The 26,292-nt window shown below is 46.9% G+C and carries 27 protein-coding genes; 20 read left to right on the top strand and 7 right to left on the bottom strand.

Features of this window, described 5'->3' with window-relative positions; translation table 11 throughout:
• Positions 1 to 2,186: RNB domain-containing ribonuclease (locus ACH2BK_RS05760; protein ID WP_395002516.1), on the top strand; the 2,186-nt coding region annotated here is incomplete at its 5' end.
• Between the two features lie 3 nt (positions 2,187 to 2,189).
• On the opposite strand, the gene ACH2BK_RS05755 is transcribed toward ACH2BK_RS05760, so the two are convergent.
• Genes ACH2BK_RS05755 through ACH2BK_RS05745 form a run of 3 tightly spaced genes read right to left on the bottom strand, consistent with a single transcriptional unit; the run spans position 2,190 to position 5,054 of the window.
• Complete coding sequence (locus ACH2BK_RS05755; protein WP_395002514.1) at positions 2,190 to 4,430, bottom strand: ATP-dependent endonuclease; 2,241 nt, start codon at positions 4,428 to 4,430, stop codon at positions 2,190 to 2,192.
• Positions 4,431 to 4,446: 16 nt separating this feature from the next.
• The gene (locus ACH2BK_RS05750; protein ID WP_395002512.1) at positions 4,447 to 4,584 is read right to left on the bottom strand and encodes a hypothetical protein; all 138 of its coding nucleotides are present in this window, start codon (positions 4,582 to 4,584) and stop codon (positions 4,447 to 4,449) included.
• A gap of 11 nt (positions 4,585 to 4,595) precedes the next feature.
• Complete coding sequence (locus tag ACH2BK_RS05745; RefSeq protein WP_394995420.1) at positions 4,596 to 5,054, bottom strand: hypothetical protein; 459 nt, start codon at positions 5,052 to 5,054, stop codon at positions 4,596 to 4,598.
• 136 nt (positions 5,055 to 5,190) lie between these two features.
• Between ACH2BK_RS05745 and holA the strand changes: the two genes are divergently transcribed.
• From holA to rpsR, 4 genes are all read left to right on the top strand, one after another.
• Positions 5,191 to 6,207: a DNA polymerase III subunit delta gene (holA, locus tag ACH2BK_RS05740; RefSeq protein ID WP_395002518.1), complete on the top strand. Its 1,017-nt coding sequence runs from the start codon at positions 5,191 to 5,193 to the stop codon at positions 6,205 to 6,207.
• Between the two features lie 78 nt (positions 6,208 to 6,285).
• Positions 6,286 to 6,705 (top strand): 30S ribosomal protein S6, encoded by a 420-nt coding sequence (gene rpsF, locus ACH2BK_RS05735; RefSeq protein WP_395002510.1) that lies wholly within the window; start codon positions 6,286 to 6,288, stop codon positions 6,703 to 6,705.
• A gap of 24 nt (positions 6,706 to 6,729) precedes the next feature.
• Entirely contained in the window at positions 6,730 to 7,239 is a 510-nt protein-coding gene (locus ACH2BK_RS05730) for a single-stranded DNA-binding protein (protein ID WP_395002508.1), read from the top strand.
• Positions 7,240 to 7,249: 10 nt separating this feature from the next.
• Positions 7,250 to 7,504, top strand: a complete 255-nt coding sequence (gene rpsR / locus ACH2BK_RS05725) for a 30S ribosomal protein S18 (protein WP_394995416.1) — start codon at positions 7,250 to 7,252, stop codon at positions 7,502 to 7,504.
• 287 nt (positions 7,505 to 7,791) lie between these two features.
• Here rpsR and ACH2BK_RS05720 read toward each other — a convergent pair whose 3' ends face one another.
• The 3 genes from ACH2BK_RS05720 to mqnE all read right to left on the bottom strand — a co-directional run bounded on the left by ACH2BK_RS05720 (position 7,792) and on the right by mqnE (position 10,558).
• The gene (locus ACH2BK_RS05720) at positions 7,792 to 7,956 is read right to left on the bottom strand and encodes a hypothetical protein (RefSeq protein ID WP_395002506.1); all 165 of its coding nucleotides are present in this window, start codon (positions 7,954 to 7,956) and stop codon (positions 7,792 to 7,794) included.
• Between the two features lie 544 nt (positions 7,957 to 8,500).
• Entirely contained in the window at positions 8,501 to 9,409 is a 909-nt protein-coding gene (gene lpxC / locus ACH2BK_RS05715; RefSeq protein ID WP_394995411.1) for a UDP-3-O-acyl-N-acetylglucosamine deacetylase, read from the bottom strand.
• A 60-nt stretch (positions 9,410 to 9,469) separates the two neighbouring features.
• The gene (mqnE, locus tag ACH2BK_RS05710) at positions 9,470 to 10,558 is read right to left on the bottom strand and encodes an aminofutalosine synthase MqnE (RefSeq protein ID WP_395002504.1); all 1,089 of its coding nucleotides are present in this window, start codon (positions 10,556 to 10,558) and stop codon (positions 9,470 to 9,472) included.
• Between the two features lie 140 nt (positions 10,559 to 10,698).
• Between mqnE and ACH2BK_RS05705 the strand changes: the two genes are divergently transcribed.
• The 11 genes from ACH2BK_RS05705 to ACH2BK_RS05655 all read left to right on the top strand — a co-directional run bounded on the left by ACH2BK_RS05705 (position 10,699) and on the right by ACH2BK_RS05655 (position 21,080).
• Positions 10,699 to 11,361, top strand: coding sequence for a lysophospholipid acyltransferase family protein (locus ACH2BK_RS05705; RefSeq protein ID WP_394995405.1), 663 nt, complete (start codon positions 10,699 to 10,701; stop codon positions 11,359 to 11,361).
• Positions 11,362 to 11,408: 47 nt separating this feature from the next.
• Positions 11,409 to 12,425 (top strand): hypothetical protein, encoded by a 1,017-nt coding sequence (locus tag ACH2BK_RS05700; RefSeq protein WP_394995401.1) that lies wholly within the window; start codon positions 11,409 to 11,411, stop codon positions 12,423 to 12,425.
• On the top strand, positions 12,426 to 12,980 hold the full coding sequence (locus ACH2BK_RS05695; protein WP_394995397.1) for a hypothetical protein: 555 nt from the start codon (positions 12,426 to 12,428) through the stop codon (positions 12,978 to 12,980).
• Between the two features lie 54 nt (positions 12,981 to 13,034).
• Positions 13,035 to 13,613, top strand: coding sequence for a hypothetical protein (locus tag ACH2BK_RS05690; RefSeq protein ID WP_394995394.1), 579 nt, complete (start codon positions 13,035 to 13,037; stop codon positions 13,611 to 13,613).
• A gap of 105 nt (positions 13,614 to 13,718) precedes the next feature.
• Entirely contained in the window at positions 13,719 to 14,849 is a 1,131-nt protein-coding gene (gene traF / locus ACH2BK_RS05685; RefSeq protein ID WP_395002502.1) for a conjugal transfer protein TraF, read from the top strand.
• Between the two features lie 26 nt (positions 14,850 to 14,875).
• Positions 14,876 to 16,531, top strand: coding sequence for a conjugal transfer protein TraF (gene traF, locus ACH2BK_RS05680; protein ID WP_395002500.1), 1,656 nt, complete (start codon positions 14,876 to 14,878; stop codon positions 16,529 to 16,531).
• Between the two features lie 249 nt (positions 16,532 to 16,780).
• The gene (locus ACH2BK_RS05675; RefSeq protein ID WP_395002498.1) at positions 16,781 to 17,824 is read left to right on the top strand and encodes a cytochrome-c peroxidase; all 1,044 of its coding nucleotides are present in this window, start codon (positions 16,781 to 16,783) and stop codon (positions 17,822 to 17,824) included.
• Between the two features lie 97 nt (positions 17,825 to 17,921).
• Entirely contained in the window at positions 17,922 to 18,431 is a 510-nt protein-coding gene (locus ACH2BK_RS05670; protein ID WP_394995385.1) for a hypothetical protein, read from the top strand.
• A 60-nt stretch (positions 18,432 to 18,491) separates the two neighbouring features.
• Entirely contained in the window at positions 18,492 to 18,689 is a 198-nt protein-coding gene (locus tag ACH2BK_RS05665) for a hypothetical protein (RefSeq protein ID WP_395002496.1), read from the top strand.
• The gene (locus tag ACH2BK_RS05660; protein WP_395002494.1) at positions 18,613 to 19,695 is read left to right on the top strand and encodes a glycosyltransferase family 8 protein; all 1,083 of its coding nucleotides are present in this window, start codon (positions 18,613 to 18,615) and stop codon (positions 19,693 to 19,695) included. The genes ACH2BK_RS05665 and ACH2BK_RS05660 overlap by 77 nt, the downstream gene beginning before the upstream one ends.
• Positions 19,695 to 21,080, top strand: coding sequence for a radical SAM protein (locus ACH2BK_RS05655; RefSeq protein WP_395002492.1), 1,386 nt, complete (start codon positions 19,695 to 19,697; stop codon positions 21,078 to 21,080). The genes ACH2BK_RS05660 and ACH2BK_RS05655 overlap by 1 nt, the downstream gene beginning before the upstream one ends.
• Before the next feature lie 197 nt (positions 21,081 to 21,277).
• Here the strand turns inward: ACH2BK_RS05655 and ACH2BK_RS05650 are convergent, their stop codons facing one another.
• Complete coding sequence (locus tag ACH2BK_RS05650) at positions 21,278 to 22,483, bottom strand: HipA domain-containing protein (protein WP_395002490.1); 1,206 nt, start codon at positions 22,481 to 22,483, stop codon at positions 21,278 to 21,280.
• On the opposite strand from ACH2BK_RS05650, the gene ACH2BK_RS05645 reads away from it, so the two are divergent.
• The 4 genes from ACH2BK_RS05645 to ACH2BK_RS05630 all read left to right on the top strand — a co-directional run bounded on the left by ACH2BK_RS05645 (position 22,483) and on the right by ACH2BK_RS05630 (position 25,887).
• Entirely contained in the window at positions 22,483 to 22,659 is a 177-nt protein-coding gene (locus ACH2BK_RS05645; protein ID WP_395002488.1) for a hypothetical protein, read from the top strand. The genes ACH2BK_RS05650 and ACH2BK_RS05645 overlap by 1 nt on opposite strands.
• Positions 22,660 to 22,836: 177 nt before the next feature.
• A complete protein-coding gene (locus tag ACH2BK_RS05640; RefSeq protein ID WP_395002486.1) occupies positions 22,837 to 24,042 on the top strand; it encodes a hypothetical protein in 1,206 nt (401 codons plus the stop codon).
• On the top strand, positions 24,042 to 24,746 hold the full coding sequence (locus tag ACH2BK_RS05635) for a hypothetical protein (RefSeq protein WP_395002484.1): 705 nt from the start codon (positions 24,042 to 24,044) through the stop codon (positions 24,744 to 24,746). Before ACH2BK_RS05640 ends, ACH2BK_RS05635 begins: the two co-directional genes overlap by 1 nt.
• Positions 24,736 to 25,887, top strand: a complete 1,152-nt coding sequence (locus ACH2BK_RS05630; protein WP_394995372.1) for a capsular biosynthesis protein — start codon at positions 24,736 to 24,738, stop codon at positions 25,885 to 25,887. Before ACH2BK_RS05635 ends, ACH2BK_RS05630 begins: the two co-directional genes overlap by 11 nt.
• Positions 25,888 to 26,292 lie beyond the last annotated feature (405 nt).

The following is a 26,292-nucleotide window of genomic DNA, read 5'->3' as shown; positions in this document are numbered from 1 at the left end:
TTCTAAAGGACACACAACTTTCGGAATCTAGCCACTTAGATTCTGAAACAATCACAGAATCTAAAGAGATTCTGAAAAATGAAAAAATACAGAATCTAGGGGGCATAGAATCCAAGGCATTTACAGAATCTAGCCACATAGATTCACAACAAAGCACGCAACCCACCCCAAAAAACCCAAACCGAGATTCACAAAACAAACCCTATGTGAGGCTAAAGCCAAACTTCCTCATCGGTATCCTAGATCTCCCTCTAGGCAAATCCCACGCCTTCCTCACGCCCCTACACCCGCACCACCGCCAAGATCTCATTATCAAAAACCTCCCGCGCAACGCCTTTAGCGGCGATATCGTGCTTGCTAAGATAGAATCCATCAAGCAGGGCAAGCGCAAAGGCATAATGCGCTACAAAAAGATAGCGCGCTTTGTGTGCGTGCTAGAGGCGAGAGAGGGCTTTGCTATCTGTGTGCTGCTCCAGCAAAAGGGCGCGATATACGCCCTAAACCTACAAAACGCACAGAGATACACCCCCAAAGCCTCACAAAAATCCCTCCGCGCCCTGCCCCCAAACTGCGTGATCAAAATCAATCTCCGTTCGCTTGAGATCACAAAGGTGCTAGGCGTGCTTGATGACGCGCGTATCGATACGCAAATTGTGCTCGAGCAATACGCCATAGCGCAGGACTTCACGCCACAAAGCCTCCTGCTCGCTCAGAGCTATGGCACGCGTGTGCTGCGCGCGCATTACCCACACAGACGCGATTACACGCATTTGGAGTTTTGCGTCATCGATCCTAAGGGGGCTAAGGATCACGATGACGCGATTTATTATGATGAGCGCGCCCAAACGCTCTATGTGGCGATTGCCGATGTGAGTGAGTATGTGAGCAAAAATAGCGCGCTGGATAAAGAGGCGCGGGAGCGGGGCTTTAGCGTGTATTTCCCGGATTGCGTCGTGCCTATGCTGCCCTTTGCGCTCTCTAGCGGGCTTTGCTCGTTGCAAAAAAATCGCTTGCGCCTCGCACTCGTGTGGGAGATTAGTTTAAGCGAGGGCAGGGCGGTGGATGCTAGGCTCTATGAGGGGATTATCAAAGCGCGTGAGCATAGGGATTATGATAGTTTGGATTCACTTTTGGAGGGCGATAGCTTGCCCCAATCCCTGCAATGGCTCAAATCCTATATCCCACAGGTGCGCAAACTCCGCGCTAATCGCCTGCGCAGTGGTTACGATCTCCATAGCCCCGATGTGCGCATAGAGTTGGATTCACAGGGCGAGGTGGCGCGCATACGCCTTGAGACTAGCTCGCTCTCTCATCATATCATCGAAGAATCTATGCTCCTAGCCAATATCGCTGCGGCGCAAATGCTCCACACGCACGCGCCTAGCGGGATTTATAGAATCCACCAACCGCCCAAAGAGAGCAAAATCTCGCAGCTCCTCTACGATATGCAGGAGCTTGGCGCGCCCATAGTGCGCGGGGAGCTGCGCGCACAGATTGCGGGGATTCAGAGCTGGGCGCGGGAGCGGGGCGAGCAGTTTGCGCAAGTCATCGACACGCTTATTATCCGCTCTTTTGCCAAGGCGTGCTATAGCGCGACTCCTGCGGAGCACTTTGGGCTAGGCTTTAGCCTTTATACGCATTTTACCTCGCCAATCCGCCGATATAGCGATCTGTGCGTGCATAGGATACTAAAGTCCCTCCTGCGTGAGACTAAAGAGCTAGAATACCTCTGTGAGCACACACAGAGCATCGCTCAAGAGCTCAACCTCAAGCAAAAAGCCATAAACCGCCTAGAGCGGGAGTTTAATGATTACAAAAGTGTGCGCTATGTGCTAGGGCTGCTGGAGGTGCAAAAATCGTCGCGCAAAAGGGCGAGCAAAACATCGAGCAAAAGGGCGCTCGTGTGTGAAGCAATCGTGCTTGGTGAGCGCGATGATGGGTTTGTGCGCTGCTTGGCGCTTACTCTTATCCCCCACGCGTATGTGTTGGTGGATTGTGCGGAGTTGGATTGCGTAGATTCTATAAATGCGTTAAGCGCGCCAAATGTGGCAAATGCGCCAAATGCAGTGGGCTTGGCGGACACTAGCGGGGAGCTAGAGAAGTTTGCCACTTTGTGCGTGCGCATTGTGGGCGCGGATCTCATAGCGCGTGAGATATATGGCGTGGCATTGGGAGCTATGGGGTAGTTGTCACAAAGCCTCATATTTTTTCAGAGATTCTAAAAGCGTGAAAAAGCGTTCTTTTGTTTCTTTGCTCACTTCTTTAATGTGGCTGTATTTGAATCTACGACTTGTGATATTTTTGCTCATATCTTTTTGATAGGTATCGTTCTTTTTATGTTCTTTAATCTCATCGCTTGTGAGTATGCCAAATCTTTTTTGTTCCTCATTAGAAAACAGAGATTCTATATCTTTTATACCTTCTGTTTGTGCGAATTCTGCAAGATTTAAAACAGATAGTTCTTTTTTAAATTCTCCCTTCCCCAAATCTTCCATACTTTTGCCTGCTCCATCGTTATCTACCAAAAGTATGGGGTTAGCTATCCTGCAGCTTTTGGCAAATTTAAGTATGGCTTTGAGTTTTTGCTCTTGGGCTTTGCTGATGCCCTTGCCCTCCTCGCCTCTGCCCACTCCAGCGATTGGCAAAAAGGCTAGGTCTATCTTTCCTTTTTCCTGCTTGTAGAGATTTTTAAAAGCTGTGAGATAGTTGTAATCCGAAATGCCCTCTACAAAAATCACCCTATCATCTGGTGTGAAGTTTGTGCCTAAAGCCTTGCGAATCTCGTGGAGCGTATCAGCATCTTCTTCAGCAATAACCGAAAAGTCATTGATAATCGCCGTGCCCTTGTATCCCATAGAATCTGCATCTTGCGCACTGAGATTTTTCACAATCCTAATTTCATCAAGATAATCGCTATCAAGCATATAGGGCGAATGTGTGGCGATGATAAAGATAATGCCCTGATTTTGTCCAAAATCCTTTAAAAACTTCCTAAAATCTCTTTGGGCTGGCACACTTAGGTGGGCTTCGGCTTCATCGATAAGCACGATATCACCACTTTTGAGATTGGCTCGATAGAGAAAATTAAAAAATAGAGCAAAAAATTTCCTAAAGCCCACGCTTTGTTTGCTTAGTTCAAGGACTTCATCATTTTTATACATCATAAAAGAGAGCAATCCTGTCTCTAGCCCTAGCTCAAAGTGATACACGACTTGCTCTAGGCAATATAGCTCATTAAATCGTCTATCAATTTTTTCTTGCACAAGTTTATTGAGTTCTTTTTGTGCGCTGGTGAGATATGATTTTAGATGTGGGGTATTTTTGTGGTCTTCATATATTTTTCGTATGGTGGATTGTGTGTCCTCCCCTAATATTGCAAAAAGTGCCTTGAAAAATGCAGAATCCTGAAAGTCGTTTGGTTTGGATTCTAAATCATCATCTTTGAGTTCGCTTTGCTTATAATGGTAAATTTGGGGGAATGCTTCATCAATCTTGACGAGATGGCGCAGCGCACTGGGCGAGCGAGGCTCTAAGTCTATATTTTTAGATTTAAGTTTATATTTATATGTTTCTATCAAACTCTCCATATTGTCTTGAAAAAATGTATGAAATTTCTCATAGGCTTGTATTGCCTCACCAGAATTGTGCTTTGAATCCTCTAGTTGTTTAAGAATCTTATGAAGTTCTCCCCTGTTTGGATTACGCCTCCATCCAGCAGAATTCCAGCCAGAATCCAGTTCTACCAATGTTTTATCAAGGTTTTTTATATTTGTGATAATCCGCTCTATCTCTTCTGTCAATTCGCTTATGTCTTCAATCTGTGGCAGGTTAGATTCGTATCGCGTGCTACCATTTTCTAGCCACATTTCTAGTTGATATTTTTCTTTGATGTTTTTTTTGAAATTTTTGAGGTACTCTCGTAGCTCACTAGCATCATTTGTGCCCTTGGAGCCGTTGGTTACAAACCCACATCGCAATGTAGTAGCCCTATCAAAATCCTTGATAGATTCACAACTTTTGTTTTCTAGGATAGAAAAGCATTGCAAAGACCTCCCACCATTTGTCGCACTACAACACAATGTGAGATTATGTTCTGCGAGAAAAATCTTTATCTCATCTCTTGTGCCTTCTTGATCTTTTCCATAGACTATTGTCTTATCGCTCTCCAAAAGTTTTTGTAAAAATGCTTTGTATGTCGCCTCATCTCCAATTTCTGGATGATTTTCTAATCCCTTCTCAATCACTCCCTTTGTAAAAGTGATGTTGTATGTTTTATCCGAGAAATCATCTTGGGCTTGCTCTAGTGTGTCCTCTAAGTGTGCTATTATTCTTGGTAAGCCCTCATAGCTATAAAAATTTGGCTTATCCTTTTCTTTATTAAGGGCTTCATCTTCATAGAATCTCCCAAGCTTGCTTAAGCCATCTAGCACATTGCTTTTACCCTCGTTATTCGCGCCCAAAAGGACTATTAGCCCCCCCCCCATTTAGCTTAAGAGTATTGCTCAAGCCATTTGTGTTGTCTGATGCCAAGTTGATACAACCCAAATTTCTAAAATCCTTAAATGTTATTTTTGTGATGTCCATCGTTGTTCCTTTTATATGAGTTTTAGCCCCAAGCTTTCATAAAAAACCTTGAGGGCTCTTAGTTTTTCACAATCACTTTGATTGAGATTTTTTCTGCGAGTACCACTCTTTGTGTGCAAAATCTTTTCACACTCAAGCAAATATCCTAGGATTGGATCAAAAATACTTTCTTTGCAGATTTTGCTGATAAACTCCACTTTTGTGGGATTGTTTTTGTCTATGAGGTTTTTTATGAGCTGCTCCTTGGTCTTTAGCTCGCTAAGTTTTGTGATATGCTCCACGATATAGCTAAAAACCTTTGTTTTTGTGAGGTTTGGAGTCTGGTCGATAAAGTCAAAAAGCCCCAATATGTGTGAATCTAGTTTGTTTCTATGTCCTAATTCATACAATTCTATAAATTTATAGGCTGTGGGTCTTGAAATGTCCAAAAACTCCGCGAGATCCACCAAATGTAGCCCTAAATCTTTCATTTTGTTCCGCAAAAGTTTTTTGTGTGGTTTATTCATTTTTATATCCCTAGATGCTAAAATTTTTGTGTTATTATAAAAATTTTTACATATTTTGTCAATATTTTTTTACAAAAAATGTAAAGGAATGTGCGCGTTGATGTATAAAAAAGATTTAGATTCTCTCCTTAGTAAGCCAAATCCGCCCCGTGCCTATCTGCTCTATGGGGCAGATGAGTTTCTCATCAGTCATTATGGGAGCAAGATCGCTGCGCTGCTCTCAAACGGGCAGGAGGTGCAGCGGTTTTTTTATGATGAGTGCGATGTGGAGGCTATCCACTCGCTCCTTAGCCAAAACTCGCTTTTTGGGGGCGATACCTTTATCCTGCTAAAGCTTGATAAAAAGCTCGATAAAAAATCCTGCCAATCCCTGCTCAAGGCCATAGAATCTAACCCAAGCAACGCGCTTATCATCGAGTTTCATATCTCTAGTTCTAAAAGTGAGGCGGAGTATATGCAAGATGCGCGCGCGTTTGCCAATGCCTTTAGTAGCAGTGCTATCCCGGTGGCGGAGGTGCGCTTTTTTGAGCCAAGTGTGCAGGAGAGCGTGGAGTTTTTGCGCGCACGCACAAAAGAGCTAGGGATAGAGATTCACACCCAAGATTTGCGCTATATCCTAGAGCTACAAAATAGCAACCTTGCAATCGCCCACAAGGAGCTAGAGAAGTTTGCTATCGGGCTAGATTCACAAGAGGGCGCGCGAGTGGTGAGCAGCGAGGAGGTGCGGTTTTTGTGCGAGGGGATAGCGAGCTTTAGCGTCGAGGAGCTATTTTGTGCCCTGATGGACAAAAAGCCCTTTGTGAAGATTTTACAAAATATCTATGAGGAGGGCACGAGCGAAGTGATGATTGTGCGGGAGTTGCAGCGGTTTTTTTATCAGCTTTTTTTGTTTTTTAGCTATATCAAGACGCACGGCAGCCTCAATGCGAGCGAGATTCTAGGATTTACCCCGCCTAAGCATATTCTAGAGCGGCAGCGCAAGTATTGCTTGTATTTCAAGGAGGTGGATTATATTGAGATTTTTGATTTGCTCAATCGTTGGGATATGGACGCCAAGAGCGGCAGGAGCAAAAACTCTCTGACCACTTTAATCAAAATTCAAGCTATGCTGAGATAAAATCCGCCCCTTAAGCCTTGCTCTTTTGCCGATTGTGGAGATTTGGACGAAAGGGCGGTTACACCAAAAGGAGAGCTTATGAAACACTACGAAACGATGTTTATCATCAAACCCACTCTAGTGGAGGAAGAAATCAAGGCAAAGATTGATTTTTTCAAAGACATTATCACCAAAAATGGCGGCGTTATCGAGACTTGCTTAGATATGGGTATGAGAAATCTCGCCTATGAGATTAAGAAAAACAAGCGCGGATACTACTTTGTAATCTACTTCAAAGCCCCAACGACCCTCATCACAGAGCTTGAGAGGAATTATAGAATCAACGAAGAGATTTTGCGGTTTATCGTCATCAAATACGAAAACAAAAGAGAGCAAAAAGCGTGGCAAACGCTCGTAGATAGGGCTAACAACAAGCCAGAACCAAAAAAGCAAAAAGCCCAGCCTACCCCACCTCAAGAGGCAGGAGTGCAAGAGACTGAGGCGACACAAGAGGCGTAAGCTAGGAAGCCTAAGGGGGATATGATGTATAATAAGATCATTATGGTAGGGAATCTCACGCGTGATGTGGATTTGCGTTATTTGCCTAGTGGGAGTGCGGTGGCGACACTCGGGCTTGCGTCAAATCGCCGCTACAACAAGCAAGATGGGAGCAAGGGCGAGGAAGTGTGCTTCGTGGATGTTAGGCTATTTGGCAGGAGCGCAGAAGTCGCTAACCAATACCTTAAAAAGGGCTCAAAAATCCTCATTGAGGGGCGATTGTCCTTTGAGAGTTGGACAGATCAGAGCGGACAAAAACGCTCCAAGCATAGCATCATCGCTGAAAGTATGCAAATGCTAGATTCTCGCTCGCAAAGCGCAGATGGCGCGGGCTACAATGGCTATGATGGTGGCTACAATAATAGTGGCTACACCCAAGCACCGCAAAATCCAAGCTACAACCAACCACAACAAGCATACAACGCCCAACCAAGCAATGCTTATGCGCAAAATATCCCAGAAATCAACATAGACGACGAAGAAATACCATTCTAAAGGAGAAATTATGGAAAAGAAAAAATACTCAAAACGATACTGCCGCTACACAGAGGCAAAGCTAGAATTTATCGACTACAAAGATGTGGATATGCTCAAGCATTCCCTTTCAGAACGCTACAAGATTATGCCCCGCCGCCTCACAGGCAATACCAAGAAGTGGCAGGAGCGCGTGGAAGTGGCGATTAAGCGTGCGAGACATATGGCACTCATCCCATATATCATCGATCGCAAAAAGGTTGTCGAAAATCCTTTTAAGCTCTAGGAGTTTATGTCTGTAGTGCAATTTGTCAAAGGCAAGTTGTTATCACTTCAAGGGGGTAACCCCCGCTCGCTCCGCTTGTGCGAGCATACACAGAATCTAGAGTAAGATTATAGAATCTGTTAGTGTAGTTGCGCTTGGGAATGCGGCGCGGCGTTTGCGTAGATTCTATAAAGCAAGCTAGATTCTATAAAATGCGTTATAGAGTCTAAAACCTTACAGGATCACAGAATCTATGTTTAGAGATTAGAATCTCACTCAAGCAGATTCTAAAGCCATCACACAATTCATCACACCAAAAACCTCATTAAGCCTTTGCTATATCCAAATAACGGGCGGTAGCGCAAGTCTCTAGCAGAATTATTGCCATAGATTCTGCCATTTTTACGGATTTGCGCAGCAAAAATCACATAAATGTGCAGCACGCAAAGCGCATACCACCCCCATCGCCCCATTTTGCGCTCATTGTGTGTGGCAAAGCGTAGCTTCTTTAGAAGCATCAGCAATAAGGTGCCAGCAGCCCCACCGCCGATTTTTCTAAAGAAACTGCGTTTTTACAGAATCTTGCACTTTGCCTACAGCGAGGCTCTCCTACTAAAAGATATGTGTGCTGTGGCTGCGCAAAAAGAGCCAAAAGAGCCAACGGGTTGCAATCCAAGCCACAGCAAAAAGCGGCTTTATCTTTTTGGGGGCTTTTAGCGAGTGCGGGGAGGGGATAAAACCCATTTTTTTTTGCGCAAACACGAGATTTGTGAATCTATGGGACACCCTTAAAGGATATGAATCTAAGAGGTTAGATTCTGAGCTTTGATGAGATTGTGAATTTGCTTTAGATTCTGTATTGTTTAGAATCTGCGTTGTGGATTTTGTAGATTCTATCCTTTAATACATTTGCTAGGGCAAGCTTGCACTAGGGCTTGGGGCAAGTCCCTGCTCTGGCTCTATGCGCACATACGATTATAGAATCTCTGCGCGAGATTCTATAACGCCGCTATGGCTTTAGATTTTTTCTACTTCCTGTGGTGCTATCGCATAATCCATCGCTTCATCTTCTGCTTCATTCTCAAGCGTGATGAGCTCATACGCGCTTTCATCATCTAGGATTTTCTCCGTCAGCAAGTGATTGAGCTTGTGGCTTCCGGCAAAGGCGATGTATGTGCCAAGCAATGGCATACCAATAAGCGCCATATCGCCAATCGCATCGAGGATCTTATGCCGCACAAACTCATCTTTATACCGCAGCCCCTCCTTGTTCATCACGCCGTGATCATCAAGCACGATACAATTACTCAAATCCCCGCCTTTTGCCAGTCCTATGGAGCGCAGATAATTTACCTCGCTCAAAAACCCAAAGGTGCGCGCGCGCGCAATCTCATCGATATAGGCTTTGGTGCTAAAGGTGAATTTGTAGCTTTGGTTTTTGATGGCTTGATGGGGGAATTGGATAGAAAAGTCAAAAATCGTCTTTTCACTAGGCTCTAGGCGCACGAATTTATCGCCGTCTTTGACTTCTATGGGCTTCTTAATCCCTAGGGCTTTTTTGGGCGCGTTTTGCTTGATAATCCCCGCTTCCTCCAAAAGCATACAATACCCTATCGCGCTGCCATCCATTATGGGCACTTCCTCGTTATCAAGCGAGATTTTGAGATTGTCAATCCCGTGTGCGTGGATAGCCGAGAGGAGGTGCTCGATTGTAGAGACTTTCGCGCCATCCTTGCCCAGCACGGTTGCCATAGTCGTATCGATCACATTTTGTGGCTTTAGCTCGATACTCACGCCCATATCCTCGCGATAAAACACAATCCCGCTATTCTCTGCTAGCGGCTCTAGCGTCATCTTGACAGGCACGCCTTTGTGTAGTCCTATGCCCACAAGCTCGACTTTTTTTTGTATAGTTTTTTGTCTCATATTCTGCCCTCCAAAACGCTATAAATACACCTCATATATCGGCTTTTTGCGCGGTTACCCTCACGCATACACTTTGATTTCATTATAGAGCGAATCCCTCTCTACGGGGGTAAATCCGGCATTTTGTATCTGAAAGATGAGCTCATCTTTGTCAAAGCCATTTTTGCTCTTTGCCCCGCCAGCAGATTGTATGCTCTCCATCTCAATTGTGCCGTCTAAATCATCCGCGCCAAACTCCTGCGCCACCACCGCGAGATTAATCCCCAAAGTCGCCCAATAAGCCTTGATATGCGGGATATTATGGAGCAAAATCCGCGCTATGGCGATAGTCTTTAGGATCTCCTGCCCACTTGGAAAGTCTTTGATACTTAGGTAATTATTTTGCCTTTGATACAGCAGGGGGATAAAGGCATTAAACCCGCCATTTTTAGAATCTACGCGCTCCTGTGGGCTTTGAGCCTCTCTTAGGCGCAGCATATGATCGATACGGTGCGCGCGGGATTCTATATGTCCAAAGAGCATAGTGGCATTACTCATCTTGCCCAGAGAATGCCACGCTTTGTGGATCTCAAGCCAGCGCGTGGAGCTCACTTTGCCTTTGCAGATATACGCACGCACCTTTTCATCAAAGATCTCTGCGCCGCCACCGGGCATAGAATCTACGCCAGATTCTATCATATCCTCTAGCACGCGATCATAGCCCTTATTAAACTTCCTGTCCAAAAAATCCACCTCCGCCGCGGTTAGGGCTTTGATATGGATATGTGGCAGGGCTTTTTTGATTTCTTTAAAGACACTCATATACCACTCATATGTGTAGTTTGGATTGTGGCTAGAGACGATATGCACTTCTTTGGCGCCGTTGTTGTAGGAGGCGATGGCTTGGGCGAGGATCTCATCGAGATTCATCTCATAGGGGTTTGGGTTTTTTCTATGTGCCGAAAACGCGCAGAATTTGCACACATCCGCGCAAATATTGCTAGGATTTATGTGGCGGTTGAGGTTAAAAAACGCCTTTTTTTGGTATTTGTGCGTGCGGATAGAATCTGCCGCCTTGCCCAGTGTGAAAATATCTAGATCATAAAGCTTGCTAAGCTCGCTTGGAGTGAGGTTTTCTCCTCTAAGTGCCTGCTCTAGTATATCTGCCATCAAGGACTCCTTAAAATACAGAATCTAAATCCGCGCCATTATGCCAAAGATACGCTAAAGCGTTAGTTAATGTCCTCACAAATAGACAAGTAAGCAAAGATGCGTTACAATGGCGCGATTTCAATCCATAGGGGAGTTGTATGCTGTCCAAGCAGACTAAACGCAAGCTTTTGTTGTTTTTCCTGCCGCGCATTGTGTGGGCACTGCTATGGGTGCTCTATCTCACTTCACGGCGTAGATTCCATCTCCACGAAGCGATGATGCACAAAAACTTCGTGGCAGCCTTTTGGCACGGGGAGTTTTTGATGCTGCCATTTTTATACAGATATGCCAAAAAGCAAATGGGCAAAGAGCGCGCCAAGGGCTTTTATATCATCTCTTCCCAGCACTTTGATGGGGAGATTATGGTAAAGCTCTATAAATATTTCGGGCTTGATACCCTGCGCGGCTCTAGCTCTAAGGGCGGCTTGAAGGTGCTTATAGAATCTATCCAGCTCCTAAAGCAAGGCTATGATATGGGCATCACTCCCGATGGACCTAAGGGACCCTATCACTCTATTGCCGATGGCGTGATAGCGATGAGTCAAAAAACGGGCGTGCCCATCGTGCCTCTGCGCGTGAAGTTTAGCAAATATTGGGAGTTAAAGACTTGGGATAGATTCAAAATCCCAAAGCCCTTTGGCACGATGGATTTTTATGCCATTGAGGGCTTTAGCGTGGAGGCTGCTATGTCACTAGCAGAGGCTAAGGACAAGCTTTTAGCCTATATGGATAGCATAGATGGCGCGCATAAAGAAGTTTAAAAGTTTTATAAGATACAATAGATGAGATTTTAGTCTAAGGATTGGGCTTGCTACACTTCTCTAGTCTTTTGCGACCGCTCTTTTGCACCACGCTCATCGGCGTAGATGTTGATGGCAAGACTTGCAACCTCTCTATCGTGGTAAAAAAAAACAAGCACACCAAAGAAGAGATTCACAAAGAATTCAAATGTAGCAATAGCGAGCTCCCCATAGAAGCCGCCAAACTCATCAGAAGCTATAAGCGCAAATATCCCTTTAGCTTTCTAGGTGCGTTTTCTAAAACCTACAACCAAGGCTTAGTGAGCACCACGCAAAAATCCCAAGTCCAGAAGTTTGGCATCAAGGCAAGCGATAATACTTTCATCGCCTTTGATGGGTGGATGTGCTATATCCAAAAGCGCGCTATTGATGAAAACCGCGTGCGCTACCTCAAGGCATTAGGGCTAGATTATCTCTTTTCGCCATTTGTTGCGCTTGAGTTTTTGAGCAAGAGCAATCTGCACAAGCGCAATCGTATGTATGTCCTCCACTCGCGCGGCAGTATCAGCATAATGGTAGCCGATACGCAGGGCGTGTCCTTTGGCGGATATTTTTCTCTCGGTAATTCCCTAGAATCTAGCGATGAGACGCAAGATGAGATAGGCGAGGTGAGCTCTCTATTAGATATGAAAAATCTCGAAGGGGCGATAGGCTCTTCTATTGATGAACTCAAAGAAATCGGCGAGCTAGAGGATATCGATAAAGAGGTGCTAGAGGAGGAATTCCTCCCTAAAGAAATCGAGCTAAAAAAGCAAAAGCAAGAGGAGCACTCGCGTATCGAGGAGTTTCGCGATATCGCCCGCGCGCACAATGCCGCCGAGACGATTATCAATTGTATCAATGAATTTTATAGCAACGATCTCTATCGCAGCGACTTTTTAGAAAAAATCGTGATTTTTGACACCTATGGTATGTCGCCCCAAGCCCTCACGCATATCCAAAACACCCTGCTACTAGATGTGGAGCTAAAGCGTGTGAATCTCGCTAAGATTCTCATCGAGCTTATGCAGAGGGAGAATCCATAAATGCGCACCTATAGCTTTATCCAGCCTAAGCCCAAATCGATTTTCCGCCGCCTTACTAAAATATGGATTTTTTATATCGTGCTTATGATGATTTGTATCGCGCTTTTTGGTATGCTCATAGACTATCAGACGCACCGCAAGCAAAACGAGCTACAAGATTTAGAATCCCGCACCCAACGCCTCGATATAAATATCATCGCTGCTAAGGATTATCTCAGTCGCCTGCACTTTGAGCAAGCGCGCGTGAGCGCTATCATCGGGGGGGCAGATTCACAGACAAAATCGAGCAATGAGCGATTTGCCGATGGCTTTAAGCGGCTCTTAGACATTATCCCCGCCCAAATCACGCTCCATTGGCTCAAAATCGATACGCACAAGCTCGAGCTTGGCGGTATCACGCCATCTAAGGAAGTGTATGTGTTTTTGCTAGAAGCTCCGCTAAAGGCGAGCTTTGATGAGAGCAGGGCGGAGTTTTTCCCGCTTGTGAATGGGTGGTTTAATTTTGTTTCAGTGAGCCAAAAACACCCCAGATTGCAGAGCTTGCAAAATCCATAGGTAAGAATCTATGCGCACAGAATCTACAAGCAAAATCCGCACAAGGAGTGGCAAATGAGCGAATACAAAACAGAATTTATCGTGAAAAATGCGCTGTTTTTTTGTCTGTTTGTCGTGCTTGCCCTCATTGGCATTACCAAGGTGATTATGCCCAAAATCTATGCCTACAAAGCCCAGCTAACCGAGAATAGACGCGCCGAGCTCATCTATAAGCAAACTAACGCCGATTTTACCGCTCTTAGCGCGCAGGTGCGGGGATTTATCGATGACAATCGCGCATTGTTTAACAAGCTCTATGCGAGCACTCCCGATGAGCTTTTGGAGCTATTGCACGAGGACTTTGTGAGTCTTTCACTCGAAGTCTTATTGCGCAGTGAGCAGGACGCGCTTAGCAAAACTCGCTACGAGCTTAGCGGCTATGTGGATTCTAATGCCAAGCTTTTGGAGTTTATGCGCAGGCTTAGCAAGCTGCCCTATGTCCTCGAGCTTAGCGCGCCACTTGAGGTGCGCGAGGATCGCGCTTCAGGCACGCTAAAAGTCTCATTGCATATTGAGCTTTTACAAAGCCACTACAAGCCCCACGCGCTTGTGGTGCAAGAAAACCTCGATTACAAGCCAGAGCAGGCTCACTAAACCTAGAATCTAGGTTGTGAATTTTTGTTTAAATTGCCGATTTATGAGTTTTATGCTACCATAAGCAACTCTTCAGAAAACTAGACAAAAACACAAGGAGATGAGATGAAATCACTTAAAGCACTTGTGGCAAGCACATTGGTTTTTGGATTTTCTAGCGTTGGCTTGGCGCTAGAGTTTAATGAAGTGGGGCACAAAGCTTTTGGTATGGGCGGCGTGGGTGTCGCGGTAAAAAATAGCCCTTATGGATTATTCTTTAACCCCGCGCTTTTGGGTGCAAAGCCCGGTGTCAAGTTAGGCTATAGCGTGAGTGGAGCGATTAGCCATAAAAATATGTTTGAGATTCTAAACTACAACCTAAGCTCCGTATCCGATATCAATGCCTTTAACACACTCCTTAAAGATAATAATGTGGCTTTTAAGATTAACGCAGCTTTGGTGCTACAACTTCCGGAATTGCCCTTTGGGAATCTTGGGATTGGCTACACGCAGAGCCTGTATGCCTCTACTTCGTTTGGTGGGTTTTTGCCTACAAGTCAAACCAATGTGGATAGTGCGAATCTAACCTTTGAGGCACGTGGATTGAGCGTTACAGAGATACCGCTAGGCTATGCCTATGCGTTTAAGACACCCATAGGGGAGTTTAGCACAGGGCTTGCTCTGAAGTTTATGAGTGCTGCATTTACCCACTCTAGCGTGAAGTTTGATACGACTTTTAAGGCAGATCAAATCCAAGATACGCTCCAAGATGTCTTAAAAGTGGGCGATGACAAGCGCAGTGCCTTTGGTATCGATGTGGGCGTGACATACGAGCCGATGAAAAATCTCACGATAGGACTCGTGGGCAAAAATCTCAATACCCCCACCTTTTCTTTTGCAGATTCAGAGCTTAAGGTGCGCCCACAAGCAAGGCTTGGTGTGGGCTATGCTATCGGAGAGCATATCACCATCGCAGCCGATGCGGATCTCACTAATAACGATGTGTGGAATCTCACCAATACAAAGCTCCAATCCCAAAAGCTAGGCGCGGGAATCGATGTGGATTTTGCACTCTTTGATGTGCGTGCTGGGTTAGCAAAGGATTTGCGTCAGGATAATGGCGCGATTTTTTCAGCCGGCCTTGGGTTTGGGTTTGTCGATGTGGCATTTGCGGTTTCGACTTCCACAGGACGCTTTGATGGCAGCACCCTCCCACGATACCTTGCGTTGCAAATCGGCGGCGGCTTTGTCTTTTAGAGATTTTAGAATCTAAGGATAAGCGTATGAAAAAGATTGCGTATGTGCTAGCGGCGATGGGTGCGAGTGCGTATGCACTAGAGTTTGGGACGATGGGCAATGTCTCGGCGAGTATGGGCGGCGCGGGTGTCGCGCTCAAAAACTCAGCCTTTGGCTTGTATTACAATCCAGCACTGCTCTCTGCCTCGCCAAAAGTGAAGTTTGGCTATAGCTTTGGTGTCAATGTCCAAGAGAAAAACATCGCCCAGCTCGCCACGATCGATATTGCCAATATGCAAGACACCGCGACAAGGCTTGCAAGCACTTTCAGTGGTGGTGGCGCAAGTGGCGCGGTTGATGGTGTGGTAGGCGCGATTGACAAGGCATTAGATTCTGTATTAGGGGGCACCACCACCGGACAAACCACACAGCAAAAGCTAGAATCTTATCTCCAAAGCCACAAAAGTGGCAACTACAACGACCTCATCGACAAAATCAAAGAAAATATCCAAAGCAGCTCCAGTCTCACAGATATCCAAAAGGACCTCATAGAGAGCGTGGCGGGGGGCATAGACTTTGACAATCTCCAAATCGGCAATGGTAGTGGCGCAGGCAGTGTGTCAGGTGCTCTCACTAACGCCATCTCTTCTATTAGTATCAGCAAAGGCTCGGACAAAGGGCTTGATAAATCTATGGAAGACATCGCGATGGTGCAGCGCGCCCTCCAAGACAATCATATGAATCTCGTCAGTCAAAACGGGCTAGTCTTCCAGCTAGGCTCGCGCCCGCTCAACGATATGATAGGCACATTTGCGGTAGGGCTATTTGGCTCGCTGTATTCTAATATCTCGCTTAATGCCAATCCAGATAGAATGCGCCTCATCATCGAAGCGGGCAACCAATACTATGAGCTAAAAATCACCGATAGTGGCTACACTTATGGAATCTCGGACAAAAATGCCTACGACAATCACTCACTCATCGCCTCCCTGCAAGGCACAAACGCCCAAGATGCGCACAGTATCTATATGACTTCTTTCGTGCTAAGCGAGATCCCAATTGGCTACGCGCGCACCTTTTATCTCAAAAGCGGCAATCTCAACATAGGTGTCGCGGGAAAGCTGATGAATAGTATGAGTATGCAAAACAAAATCGCCATCACCACGAGCACGGACTTTGGCGCGGAGATGAGCAATATCGTGCAGGACTTTAAAAACGCGACGATGGACAAAGCCATAGGCGTGGATGTGGGTATGGTGTATGAGATCGATTTGCCCAAATTCCGTAATCTCACCTTTGGGCTTGTGGGCAAAAACCTAAACTCCCCCACCTTCCAATCCACGCTAGAAAATATCGTGATCAAGCCCCAAGTGCGTGCTGGAGCGGCGTATTACACACAATCAGGGTTTAACCTCGCCTTTGATGTGGATCTCACACAAAATGATATCATTGCCTTTAGCACCAAGGATCAAAAAAGCCAAATGGTAGGCGGAGGTGCGGGATTTATCTGGAAGGGCTTTGATCTGCGCCTTGGTGCGATGAAAGACTTGCGCCAAGACAATGGGCTAATCCTCACAGGCGGACTAAATGTGCTAGGCTTCCTTGATATTGCCTTGCAGTCCAGCACGAAATTTACCGATTTGCAGGGCTACCCGATACCACAATACTTCAGCCTCCGCGTAGGTGGGAATCTAAGCTGGTAGGCACACCCCACCACGCCCCCCTACCTACGCCAAACGCCCCTACACGCCGCATTTACGCCAACCACGCCCCCCACTTACGCCAAATACTCCCACCGCGCCCATAGATTCACACACTGCGCTTCTTTCAGCCTCCAATCCAAGCCTTTTTTGACGCCTTCATTTTTATAATTCCTTAAGCTTAGTTATCAAATAATAATTTTCTAAATCCCTAGTGGTTTAGAAAACACAACACAACTTTAAGGAGATCGTATGTATAAAATCCTGCTAGCATTAAGCGCGATAAGTATCGCTCTAGCCGCTACACCCGATAATGCCGCGCTGCGTCAGATGGCTAAAGATAATGGCTTGCAAGCCCTGCCAAAGACACAAGCCCAAATCCAAGCCCTAGTCGATAAGCTCGCTCCCGATGCTAAGAGCAACAAAACCACGCCAGCTAAGGTAGAGCTAGGCAAAATGCTCTACTTCGATCCGCGCCTTTCAAAAAGCAACCTCATCTCCTGCAACACCTGCCACAATCTCGGGCTTGGTGGCGCGGATCTCGTGCCTGCGGCTATCGGGCACAAATGGCAGCCAAATGGACATCATCTTAATTCCCCCACAGTGTATAACAGCGTGTTTAATGAGATTCAGTTTTGGGACGGGCGTGCGGCACATCTCGCCGAGCAGGCACAAGGACATATCGAAAATCCCGTGGAGATGGCAGCACCAAAGGAGCTGATAGTGGAGCGCATAAACTCCATCCCCGGATATGTGGAGGCGTTCAAAAAAGCCTATGGCGCGGATACTAAGATAACCTTTGAGCTCATCGCCTCGACAATTGGCGTGTATGAGCGCACACTCATCACCCCCGCGCCCTTTGATGACTTTCTCAACGGCGATGACAAAGCCCTAAGCAAGGAGCAAAAAGAGGGCTTGGCGATTTTCTTAGACAAGGGTTGTGCGACTTGCCACAGCGGGATCAATCTGGGTGGCAGTATGCAGCCCTTTGCAGTGGTAAAAGACTACCGCTTCGCCTCGCTTGGTGGCTTTAAGGGCAACAAAGATGGCTTGGTAAAAGCCCCGACTTTGCGCAATGTCGCCCAAACCGCCCCGTATTTTCATAATGGCGCGTTTTGGAATCTCACTGATGCGATCAAAGAGATGGGCAGTATCCAGCTAGGCATAGAGATAGACGACACAGAGGCTAGCAAAATCGCTAGATTCTTAGATTCACTCACAGGACGCAAGCCCAAGGTAGAATACCCAATGCTTCCAGATTCTACGACTAAGACGCCAAAGCCCGAGTTTCACTAGGCTATAATTCCTCCCATAAGTCCCGCGCAAAGCTCGCGGGGCTCTGATGCCCTAGCGCACCAATCACACAAAACAACAAGCAAAACAAGGAGAGGCTATGCACCAAGCGATGAGAGAGTTTTTGCACGCTGAGCATTTATTAGCCCTAAGCGTCCTTGAGCCCCGCTATGATTTGCTAGATTCACAAGCCCTACGCGAGCCGTGCGCGCTAGAATCTAGCGCATCAGATTCTCCCACACGAGATTCTATCACGCTAGATTCTGTATGGATTCATAGCGCAAATTGCTTTTATGCCTTTGATGAGGCAAATATCGCGCTTGTGTTTAAAAGCGAGCCGCACACGCGCCACATACAGCTAGCCACGCGCTATCCCAATGTCAGCGCGACTATCGCCACTAACACGCTAAAAATCGCTAAGATAAAAGGACTGCAAATCCAAGCGAGATTTTCCCTCGCCACACAAGCCCAAGGCGAGATTTACTACGCGCGCTTTCCCTTTGCGCGCCTTGGGGCGGGCGAGCTCTATGCGCTAGAGATCCTCTATGCCAAATACACCAACAACGCCCTAGGGCTTAGCAAAAAGCTAGAATTCCACAAAAATCCCTAGCCCTTATCCCCCCAATCTCTGCTATAATGCGCCCTCTAATCCACTTTGTAAAGGCTTCCTATGCACCACTTCACCGACTTAAGCTATCACATCGTCTTTGGCTGCGATGACAACTACGCCAAATACGCCGCAGTAACTATGCAAAGTATCATCGCCGCCATTGCCTCTAGTGAGCACGCGAGTGAATCTAAGCTCAGCAAATCCAAGTCCGATAAATCCAAGCTCGGGGGGGGGGCAATTACACAGCTTAGAAGATAAAAATCTAGCCACCTCTACAAACCCCACAACCCCAAATTCCCGCAATACACAATCTAGCACCCTCCCCGCACTTCCTGTGAGCTTCCACCTCCTGTGCGATACCCTACGCCCTAGCACCAAGCACAAACTCCGCATTTTAGAATCCCATCTCAATGCCATCTACCCCTGTGCTATCGCGCTCCACCCCCTAAGCCAAGAGGAGTTTAGCAATCTCACGCCTTGGGGCGAGGCGGGGGCGAATTGGTGCGCGTATTTCCGCCTAAAAATCGGCGAGGTGCTCGATCCCACCATCGCGCGTTGCGTGTATCTCGATGTCGATACGCTCGTGCTTGATGATATCCGCGCGCTTTTTATGAGCGACTTAGAGGGCAGGGCGATAGGAGCGGTGCGCAATGTATCCGCCGATGTGGCTATCGTGTGTGATGGGCTAGTAAATGCGCAGGAGTATCACAACTCCGGCGTGCTGCTTATTGACTTGCCCAAATGGCGCACCAAGGATTTCACGCAGATTCAGAGCTTTGCCTACACAGGTGCCGCCGATCAGGATTTTGTCAATTTCCTCTTTAGGGGCGAGATCCACACTCTAGCCTTGAGGTGGAATCTCCAATGGCTCCACCCCTCGCGCCTAGACTTTGAGGGCGCGGCGCAGAGGTATGAGCGCAATGGGATTGAGGTTTTGCCCTGCGCGTATAGCCTAGAGACATTCACGCACGCACTGCGCAATCCCGCTATCGTGCATATGCTAGGTGGCTACAAGCCATGGGAGAAGCTAAACTTCGCACCAAAAGATAGTGGCAAACTAAGAGTTAAGCCAAAGTTTGTCCAAAACCCCTACCACAAAAGCTGGTGGCGCATAGCGCGCAAAAATGTGTTTTATCTAGAGATTTTGCTACCCTATTTAAAACGCTCTGCTAATATCACGCTTAGCGCATACACCAAAGCCTACGCCCCCGCGCTCTACCCACTAGCGCGCAAGCTCAAACACTTACTAAAAAGGAGAAAATAATGAACACAATGCTAAAAAAACGCTACCTTAAGCGCAACGCAAACGCCCTGTGGCAAAACTTTTTGCGTAAGGATTATAAAAAGAGTTTTTTAGAATCTAAAAGCTTGCGATTTGCACTCCTGCTTGTGGTGCGTAAAGCTATCACCTCACTCACTCTATCAGATAGCTATAGGGCTAAAGTCATCAAATCCTACGCCCGCGCGCAATATCGCAAGCGCATACAAAAGCAGAGGGCATACCACCTCTTGCCTGTTTTTGTGGCGCATAGGGCGTGGCTTTGGTTTGTCAAAAGTCAGCCTGTGGGGGCGATGCTGCTGCGCCCCTATGTGTTTTTGCGCTACAAATTAGGCAAAATCGACATACCCTACTTCGAGCTAGTGCTCACCACGCGCTGCTCCCTGCGGTGTGAATCTTGCAATAACCTTATGCAGTATTTTGATAGCAAAAACGCCTACACTTGCAGTTTGGAGAAGATTTTAGAGACATTAGAGGCTTTGTGCAGGGTGGTAGATAGTGTGGCGTATGTGCGTATCATCGGTGGGGAGCCGCTGCTCTTTAAAGACATTGCTAAGGTAGCACAAGCCCTAGAGCGGGAGCAAAAAGTCAAAATGTTTGATATTGTAACCAACGGCACGATTATGCCAGATTCTGCGCTACTAGAGGTTTTGGCACGCTCGCAAAAGAGTTGGGTGAGTATCAGCGACTACTCCACCTCACCAAATCTCAAAGTCAAGTTAAAGATAAATGAGATTTCGCGGGTGCTTACAGAGCGCAGGATAGCGCACCATATCCTATGGCAGAGTGAGGGCAGTAGTTGGTTTGATCCGGGAAAAATCTATAAGCGCGGACGCGACAAAGAGGGGATTATCAAAAATTTCAAGGCGTGTATGATGGCGTGCGTGAGCGTGATGAGCAATGAGAGCTTTGCGCTCAAACCTTATCCGGGGGGGGGGCAATTACACAGCTTAGAAGATAGCGATTTGAGTGCGTCTGCAAAGAATGCAGAGCCAAAATCCCAAAATACAGAATCTAGCAAAATGCCAAATCGCGTTTCTAGCGCGCCAAGCGATACGCTAGATTCTAAGCACACGGACATTATGGATACTGCCACCGCCGCGCGCACCGCAGAGACTGCACGCACCCACGCCGCTTTTGGGCATATCTTTATCTGCCCCATCGCTAGTTCGCTCTCGAGGCTCAAAGGCTTAGAGGAGTTTGAGGGGGATTTTATCACGCTAGATTCACACACGAGCAAGGCGGATTTTAGGCGATTTTACACACAGGAGTATTTCAAGGCGTGTGATTATTGCCACGATATGTGGGGAGCTAAGCGAGACATACCCATCGCAGTGCAGACAAAAGAGGTGCTCGCTTTAAGCAAATAGGGCAGATTTTGTTGTGCCACTTGGTGTTTGGATACTCTTTTAAACCTTGATAATAAAACGCTCTATGGTGTTCATCGATGAGAGAGGCACGACATTGTTTTTTGGATATTCTTTAAACATTGATAAGTCTACCCACACGCCTATTTTGTCTTATCGCTCCTTATTGCTTTCGTGGTTTAGGATTTGGCTTTGCTTGGCTAGGTGTCTGCGGTTTTTACAATACTTCTCTCACGCTTGTGTATCATATCAATAGCCTTTAGTGCCCTTTGCCTAATATGGGCACTGATAGACTCTAGGAGAGAATCTGCTACATTGTAGCTTGGGTGCTTACTAAATTCAAATTTGCTTAGGTTTTCGAGAGCTTGGAGATGGCGTTTTTGGACATAAAAGGATAATTGCTCATCAAAGCCTAGCTCAAAATATGTGGTTTGGTTTGCTAAGGATATGTCAATGGCGCGCAATTCATGGGGCGACAACCTCGCCATTAGCGATAAGCCATTATCAAAGATGGGCGCAGGGCGCAGGAGAGCGTTGGCATCGTTGTCAATAATCATTCCAAAATTCCCCAAATGCCTATCAATATTGCCTATAAGCGCATCAAAGACCATCATATCTTGAAAAGCTTGCCTATCATACACTTTTAGAATCTCTTGTATCAGGGCTTGCTTGTCGTTAGAAAAGCTTTTTTTAGTCTGCAAGCATTGATACATTGGCACATAGCCCTCACTCTCACTGGTAAAAATAGGGCAAGCACTCACGATTTGGTTATGAAACTCCACCAAATCATAACTCACACATTCAAAGCCTAGAGTTTGCGCCACTTGCGCCATATAATACTCGCTAAACGCCTCTGCATTTTTGTGATAGATTCTGCTTGAGCCTTTGTAGAGATAGATCTTGCCATTTTCTCTGTGCCAACATTTTTTTAGCATACCATTGGTGGTGTATTCGGGTGAGGTTTCGCCCCTTTGTGCTTGGTAAGAATCCTGCATACCAAAGGCTACTAGCTCTAATGCCTCAGAGAACTCATTGTGATAGAGATTGTAGTCTTTCCATTGATACGCCTTATCAGTAGGCACTATCCAATACGAGTCGTTCAGAGAGAGGGCGAGTGAGATATCAACATAGCCCATAAGTTTTTGGTGCTCATAAGTCGCCACAATCTTTTCTACAAATTCCCTATTGCTTGGCACTTTTCTTTTATTAATCCAGTTTTGCAAGGAATTGGCTATGTCAAATGTGTCAAGGTTTATGGGCAGCAAGTCTTTGTGGATAATCTCAATATCACGTAACACCTCTTTTTTTCTCGTGATATTGTTATCACTTCCTGCTACGAAAGCTTCTACTTCCTCCACGCTAAACCTTAGCACCTCTTTATCTTTATTTTTAAGCACATATTCCATTGGTTTTCCTATCATTTTATGCAAGTTTGTTTCACAAACTTGTGTATCGCTCGTGGAGAGTGAATCTCCACTTCGCTCCGCTACGCGAGCATACACGCAATCTTGAAGCGAGATTCTGTGATTGTTTAGTGTCGGCACGTCAGGAACGCGGTTTGGCGTTTGTCGAGATTCTATAAGACAAGCGGGATTTTATCATAATAACGATTTGCTTACGCGCTTTGGCTAGCGCTCAATTTCTAAAGCCCCTTGGCTTTTGCGCTCTCTTCATAGCCACTTCACACACCAAAGCCTACCCAAACCCGCACACAAGACAACCTATGCTATAATCAGCGCAAAAAACCACAAAGGCTCCTATGCGAACTCTAGGCACGACTTTTCTCTTTGTCCTCCTTCTCATTGCGCATATTGCGAGCTTGCTCTTTAATATCAGCGAGATGAGTATCCACCACACAGAAGCCTTTGGATTTTTTTATGACAAAAGCTGGCTTTTTGCTCTAGCGCGCTTTAGCTATGAGCACCTTGGGCGCGATGATCTCGCGCTGCGCGCCCCGTTTTTGGCACTGCACACGCTCAATGTCTGCCTGATGTATGCCATCTCTAGAATCTACTTCAAAAAGCCCATCGATAGCCTGCTGTGCGTTCTTATCTTTATGATACTGCCCGGCGTGGTGTTTAACTCAGCCCTTGTGTCCAAATCCACGATCATAATGACTATCGCGCTGATGTGCGTGTATTGGCAGATCCGCTTTAGGCGCAATGCCTACCTCCTCCCATCTATCAGCGTGTTTTTGGACGCTGGGTGTAGCGTGCTGTTTTTGGGTATGTTTTTTTATGCATTGCACCACAAAAACACGCGCTATATGGTGTTTGCACTCATTTGCTTTGCGATAAATATGAATCTCTTTGGGATCAGTGTCAGCGGGCACCCACAGAGCTATTTTTTAGATACGCTAGGCGGGCTTATCTTTTTGTTCTCGCCGCTTTTGCTTGCGTATTATATCTACTCGCTCATCTATTCTATCAGGCGTTATGATGAGTTTATGAGTTATGTGAGTTTGAGTGCGATTGTGTTTGTGCTTATCCTCTCGCTGCGCCAAAAAGTCGATATCCACACGCTTATCCCGATGAGTGTGGTGGGGCTACCGGTGCTTATCAATCGCTTTATGAGTGATATACGCGTGCGCCTGCCCCAATTCCGCAAGGGCTATGTCGCGAGATTAGTGTGTATCATAGCCCTCGCCTGCGCGCAGACAAGCGTGCTCTATGCCAACAAGCTCGCCTACTTGCTTGGAGTGAAAAGCCACTTTGCCAAGTCGTATTATTATGGCAAGGACTTAGCCCACAAGCTAAAAGCTATGGGCATTAGCGCGATCCAAGCCCAAGACAAACGCCTCGAGCTCCAACTGCGCTTTTATGGCATTAGCAACGATTCTCCTAGAGTTTTGCGCCCGGCACGGGATTTGGCGCACTATGATGTGAGCCTAGAATACCTAGGCAGGACAATCGCGCGCTATGAGATTATCCAAGATTCTAAAACCCCACCGCATAGGCAGCAATAGTGAATCTGCTCGAGCTCCTGCTAGCCTTTGTGCTCCTAGCCATCGCCTTTGCCTTTAGTCTCCCAAGCCAAAACCAAAGCCTTTTTATCGCGCAGCGCACGCTGCTACACCAGCTGCAAAACGCGCAGATTCTCGCCCTTACCGATGAGAGGCATTTCACGCATACCGCCCAGCTAGATTCTGTGTCTGTGCGCTATCCCTCTATCAATGTGCGCAAGCTCATCGCGCATTCCAAAAATGCCCTGTGGCAGGTGCAGCTCCACATAGGCAAGATGTATGCGACTTCTAGCTTCTCGCTTTATATCGATACGCCTAGAGATTCTCTCAGCACGGACTTTGACTCGCGCCCTATGGCGGGGGATATCATCGCTATGGATGGCGCGCGGCAGTGTATCAGCGGGTATAACAACACCAACACATCTTTTGATTGCAAAAACAATCTCTCCATACACGCGCGCCTAGGGGAGAATCTCGGGCTTGAGAGTATGGAGATTTTCTCGCCTAGCGGGTGCGGGGAGCGCGAGAGCGGGCGAGTGTATTTCGATCACTTGGGCTTTGTGTATTGTGCCAAAGTCCCGCTAGAGCTGCAGGGCGCGCATGGAGTGAGGGGAGCGTATGAAGTGCGCCTTAGCAAAAAAGGCGTGAGCAAATCCGTGTGTGTCCTGCCACAGGGCAAGATTCTGGGCTCTCTCAATGGCTGCTAGGGCTGCTAATATCACGATTTTGTGTGATTTTGACGCGAGTAGGCGTCCGCGCCCCGCACGGCTGATTGCTATGCTGCGCGAGATTCACACCCTTAGCGTGATTGCCAAAGAATGCACGCCCATAGACGGCGTGCAGTGCTTTAGCTTCCCCGCTATGCCAACCGCCAAAGATCGCACTCCCGCACAAAATGAGATTCTTAAAAACCACTGCCAAAATGGCGCGTTTGAGAATCTCATCTTTACCCCCAATCGCCTCCTTATCCGCGAGTATCTCGCTAGCCTCCCACCCCAGCAGCTACTCATCGTAGAGGATATCACGCTTTTGCCCTTCGCACTGCAATACCGCACGCAGCACAGGGGGGCAAAGGTGCTCATTGATTTGCGCGAGTATTACCCGCTAGAATACGAGGATAGTAAGGAGTGGCTAGAGAGCTTTGGGCTGTTTTTCCAGCATTTGTGCGAGGTGTATCTGCCCCAAGTAGATGGCGCGCTGTGCGTGAGTGAGGGCATCGCGCGCAAGTATTATGAGAGCTTTGGGGTGCGCTCAAGGGTGTTTTTGTCGCTGCCACCATTTTTTGCCCTCACGCCCACGCCGCTGCACACTCCTATAAAAATCCTCTATCACGGCTTTGTGAGCCCTGATAGGAGCAGTGCCAATCTCATCGAGCTCGCGCGCAAGCTCCCCAGCGGGTATGTCCTCTATGCGATGGCTCTAAGCAATCAGCCCGAGTTTTTCCGCTCCTTAAAGGAGCGCGCGCCGAGCAATCTCATATTTTTGCCCCCCGTGCGCTTAGAATCTATCGTGCCCTTTTCCAATGCCTTTGATATAGGGCTTATTCCCTTTTTCCCCACGACTTTTAACCTCGAGCACTGCCTGCCAAACAAGCTTTTTGAATACCTCCAAGCACGGCTTTGTATCCTCTCCACGCCTCTTAGCGAGATTGCGCGCTTTGTCTCTACGCAGTGCTGTGGCGTGTGCGCGAGGGAATCTAGCACAGACTCGCTCCTTAGCGCGCTCGCTGCCCTCTCACGCGAGGAGATTCTAGCCCACAAGGCGCGCGCCCACGAGCTCGCCCACACTTTTAGCACCCAGCGCAACACTGCAGAGATTAGGTGCATCGTGGAGCAGATTCTATCGTGAGGATAGAAGCGAGAGGGGCGATTGGTGCTGACGCACGAGATTTGGTTTTTGCGTTGTGGATTGTGCAAATTGCTTAGATTCTCAATCTGTTGGAATAGATTCAAAAAGAGCTTTGATTGATTAGATTTTGTCTTTGAATCTTAGGCAGCAAATTGGAGTTTAAGCCTACGCTAGATTCTGTTTTTCTTACATTCCGTGCTTGGCTTTGCTTCGCTTGGTGTGGATTTTATTTAGGGTTACCACCACTAGCAAAACTTAGGCGTTGTGGTGTGGCTTGGGGAGTTTTGGCGGGCGGGGGTAGGAGTTGTCTTCAGTGCAAAGTGAGTGCCTCCAAAAGTGCTAAGGGTGCTCATCACGTGATAGCTACCCGCTTGGCTTAAGCAAGTGCAGCGCGAGTAAAAGAGC

The sequence above is a fragment of the uncultured Helicobacter sp. genome, from assembly GCF_949282165.1.
Classification (GTDB): Bacteria; Campylobacterota; Campylobacteria; order Campylobacterales; family Helicobacteraceae; genus Helicobacter_F.
The sequence above is the reverse complement of the archived record's forward strand: the minus strand, read 5'-3'. Positions and strand labels throughout refer to the sequence as shown.

Coding starts and splice junctions, on each gene's coding strand:
- ACH2BK_RS05630 (WP_394995372.1), top strand. CDS start 24,736: ATGGCTGCTAGGGCTGCTAATATCACGATTTTGTGTGATTTTGACGCG.
- ACH2BK_RS05665 (WP_395002496.1), top strand. CDS start 18,492: ATGCACCACTTCACCGACTTAAGCTATCACATCGTCTTTGGCTGCGAT.
- ACH2BK_RS05720 (WP_395002506.1), bottom strand. CDS start 7,956: ATGGGGCGATGGGGGTGGTATGCGCTTTGCGTGCTGCACATTTATGTG.
- ACH2BK_RS05705 (WP_394995405.1), top strand. CDS start 10,699: ATGCTGTCCAAGCAGACTAAACGCAAGCTTTTGTTGTTTTTCCTGCCG.
- rpsF (WP_395002510.1), top strand. CDS start 6,286: ATGAAACACTACGAAACGATGTTTATCATCAAACCCACTCTAGTGGAG.
- ACH2BK_RS05730 (WP_395002508.1), top strand. CDS start 6,730: ATGTATAATAAGATCATTATGGTAGGGAATCTCACGCGTGATGTGGAT.
- lpxC (WP_394995411.1), bottom strand. CDS start 9,409: ATGAGACAAAAAACTATACAAAAAAAAGTCGAGCTTGTGGGCATAGGA.
- holA (WP_395002518.1), top strand. CDS start 5,191: ATGTATAAAAAAGATTTAGATTCTCTCCTTAGTAAGCCAAATCCGCCC.
- traF (WP_395002500.1), top strand. CDS start 14,876: ATGAAAAAGATTGCGTATGTGCTAGCGGCGATGGGTGCGAGTGCGTAT.
- ACH2BK_RS05670 (WP_394995385.1), top strand. CDS start 17,922: ATGCACCAAGCGATGAGAGAGTTTTTGCACGCTGAGCATTTATTAGCC.
- rpsR (WP_394995416.1), top strand. CDS start 7,250: ATGGAAAAGAAAAAATACTCAAAACGATACTGCCGCTACACAGAGGCA.
- ACH2BK_RS05750 (WP_395002512.1), bottom strand. CDS start 4,584: ATGGACATCACAAAAATAACATTTAAGGATTTTAGAAATTTGGGTTGT.
- ACH2BK_RS05690 (WP_394995394.1), top strand. CDS start 13,035: ATGAGCGAATACAAAACAGAATTTATCGTGAAAAATGCGCTGTTTTTT.
- ACH2BK_RS05640 (WP_395002486.1), top strand. CDS start 22,837: ATGCGAACTCTAGGCACGACTTTTCTCTTTGTCCTCCTTCTCATTGCG.
- ACH2BK_RS05655 (WP_395002492.1), top strand. CDS start 19,695: ATGAACACAATGCTAAAAAAACGCTACCTTAAGCGCAACGCAAACGCC.
- ACH2BK_RS05695 (WP_394995397.1), top strand. CDS start 12,426: ATGCGCACCTATAGCTTTATCCAGCCTAAGCCCAAATCGATTTTCCGC.
- mqnE (WP_395002504.1), bottom strand. CDS start 10,558: ATGGCAGATATACTAGAGCAGGCACTTAGAGGAGAAAACCTCACTCCA.
- ACH2BK_RS05675 (WP_395002498.1), top strand. CDS start 16,781: ATGTATAAAATCCTGCTAGCATTAAGCGCGATAAGTATCGCTCTAGCC.
- ACH2BK_RS05650 (WP_395002490.1), bottom strand. CDS start 22,483: ATGGAATATGTGCTTAAAAATAAAGATAAAGAGGTGCTAAGGTTTAGC.
- traF (WP_395002502.1), top strand. CDS start 13,719: ATGAAATCACTTAAAGCACTTGTGGCAAGCACATTGGTTTTTGGATTT.
- ACH2BK_RS05745 (WP_394995420.1), bottom strand. CDS start 5,054: ATGAAAGATTTAGGGCTACATTTGGTGGATCTCGCGGAGTTTTTGGAC.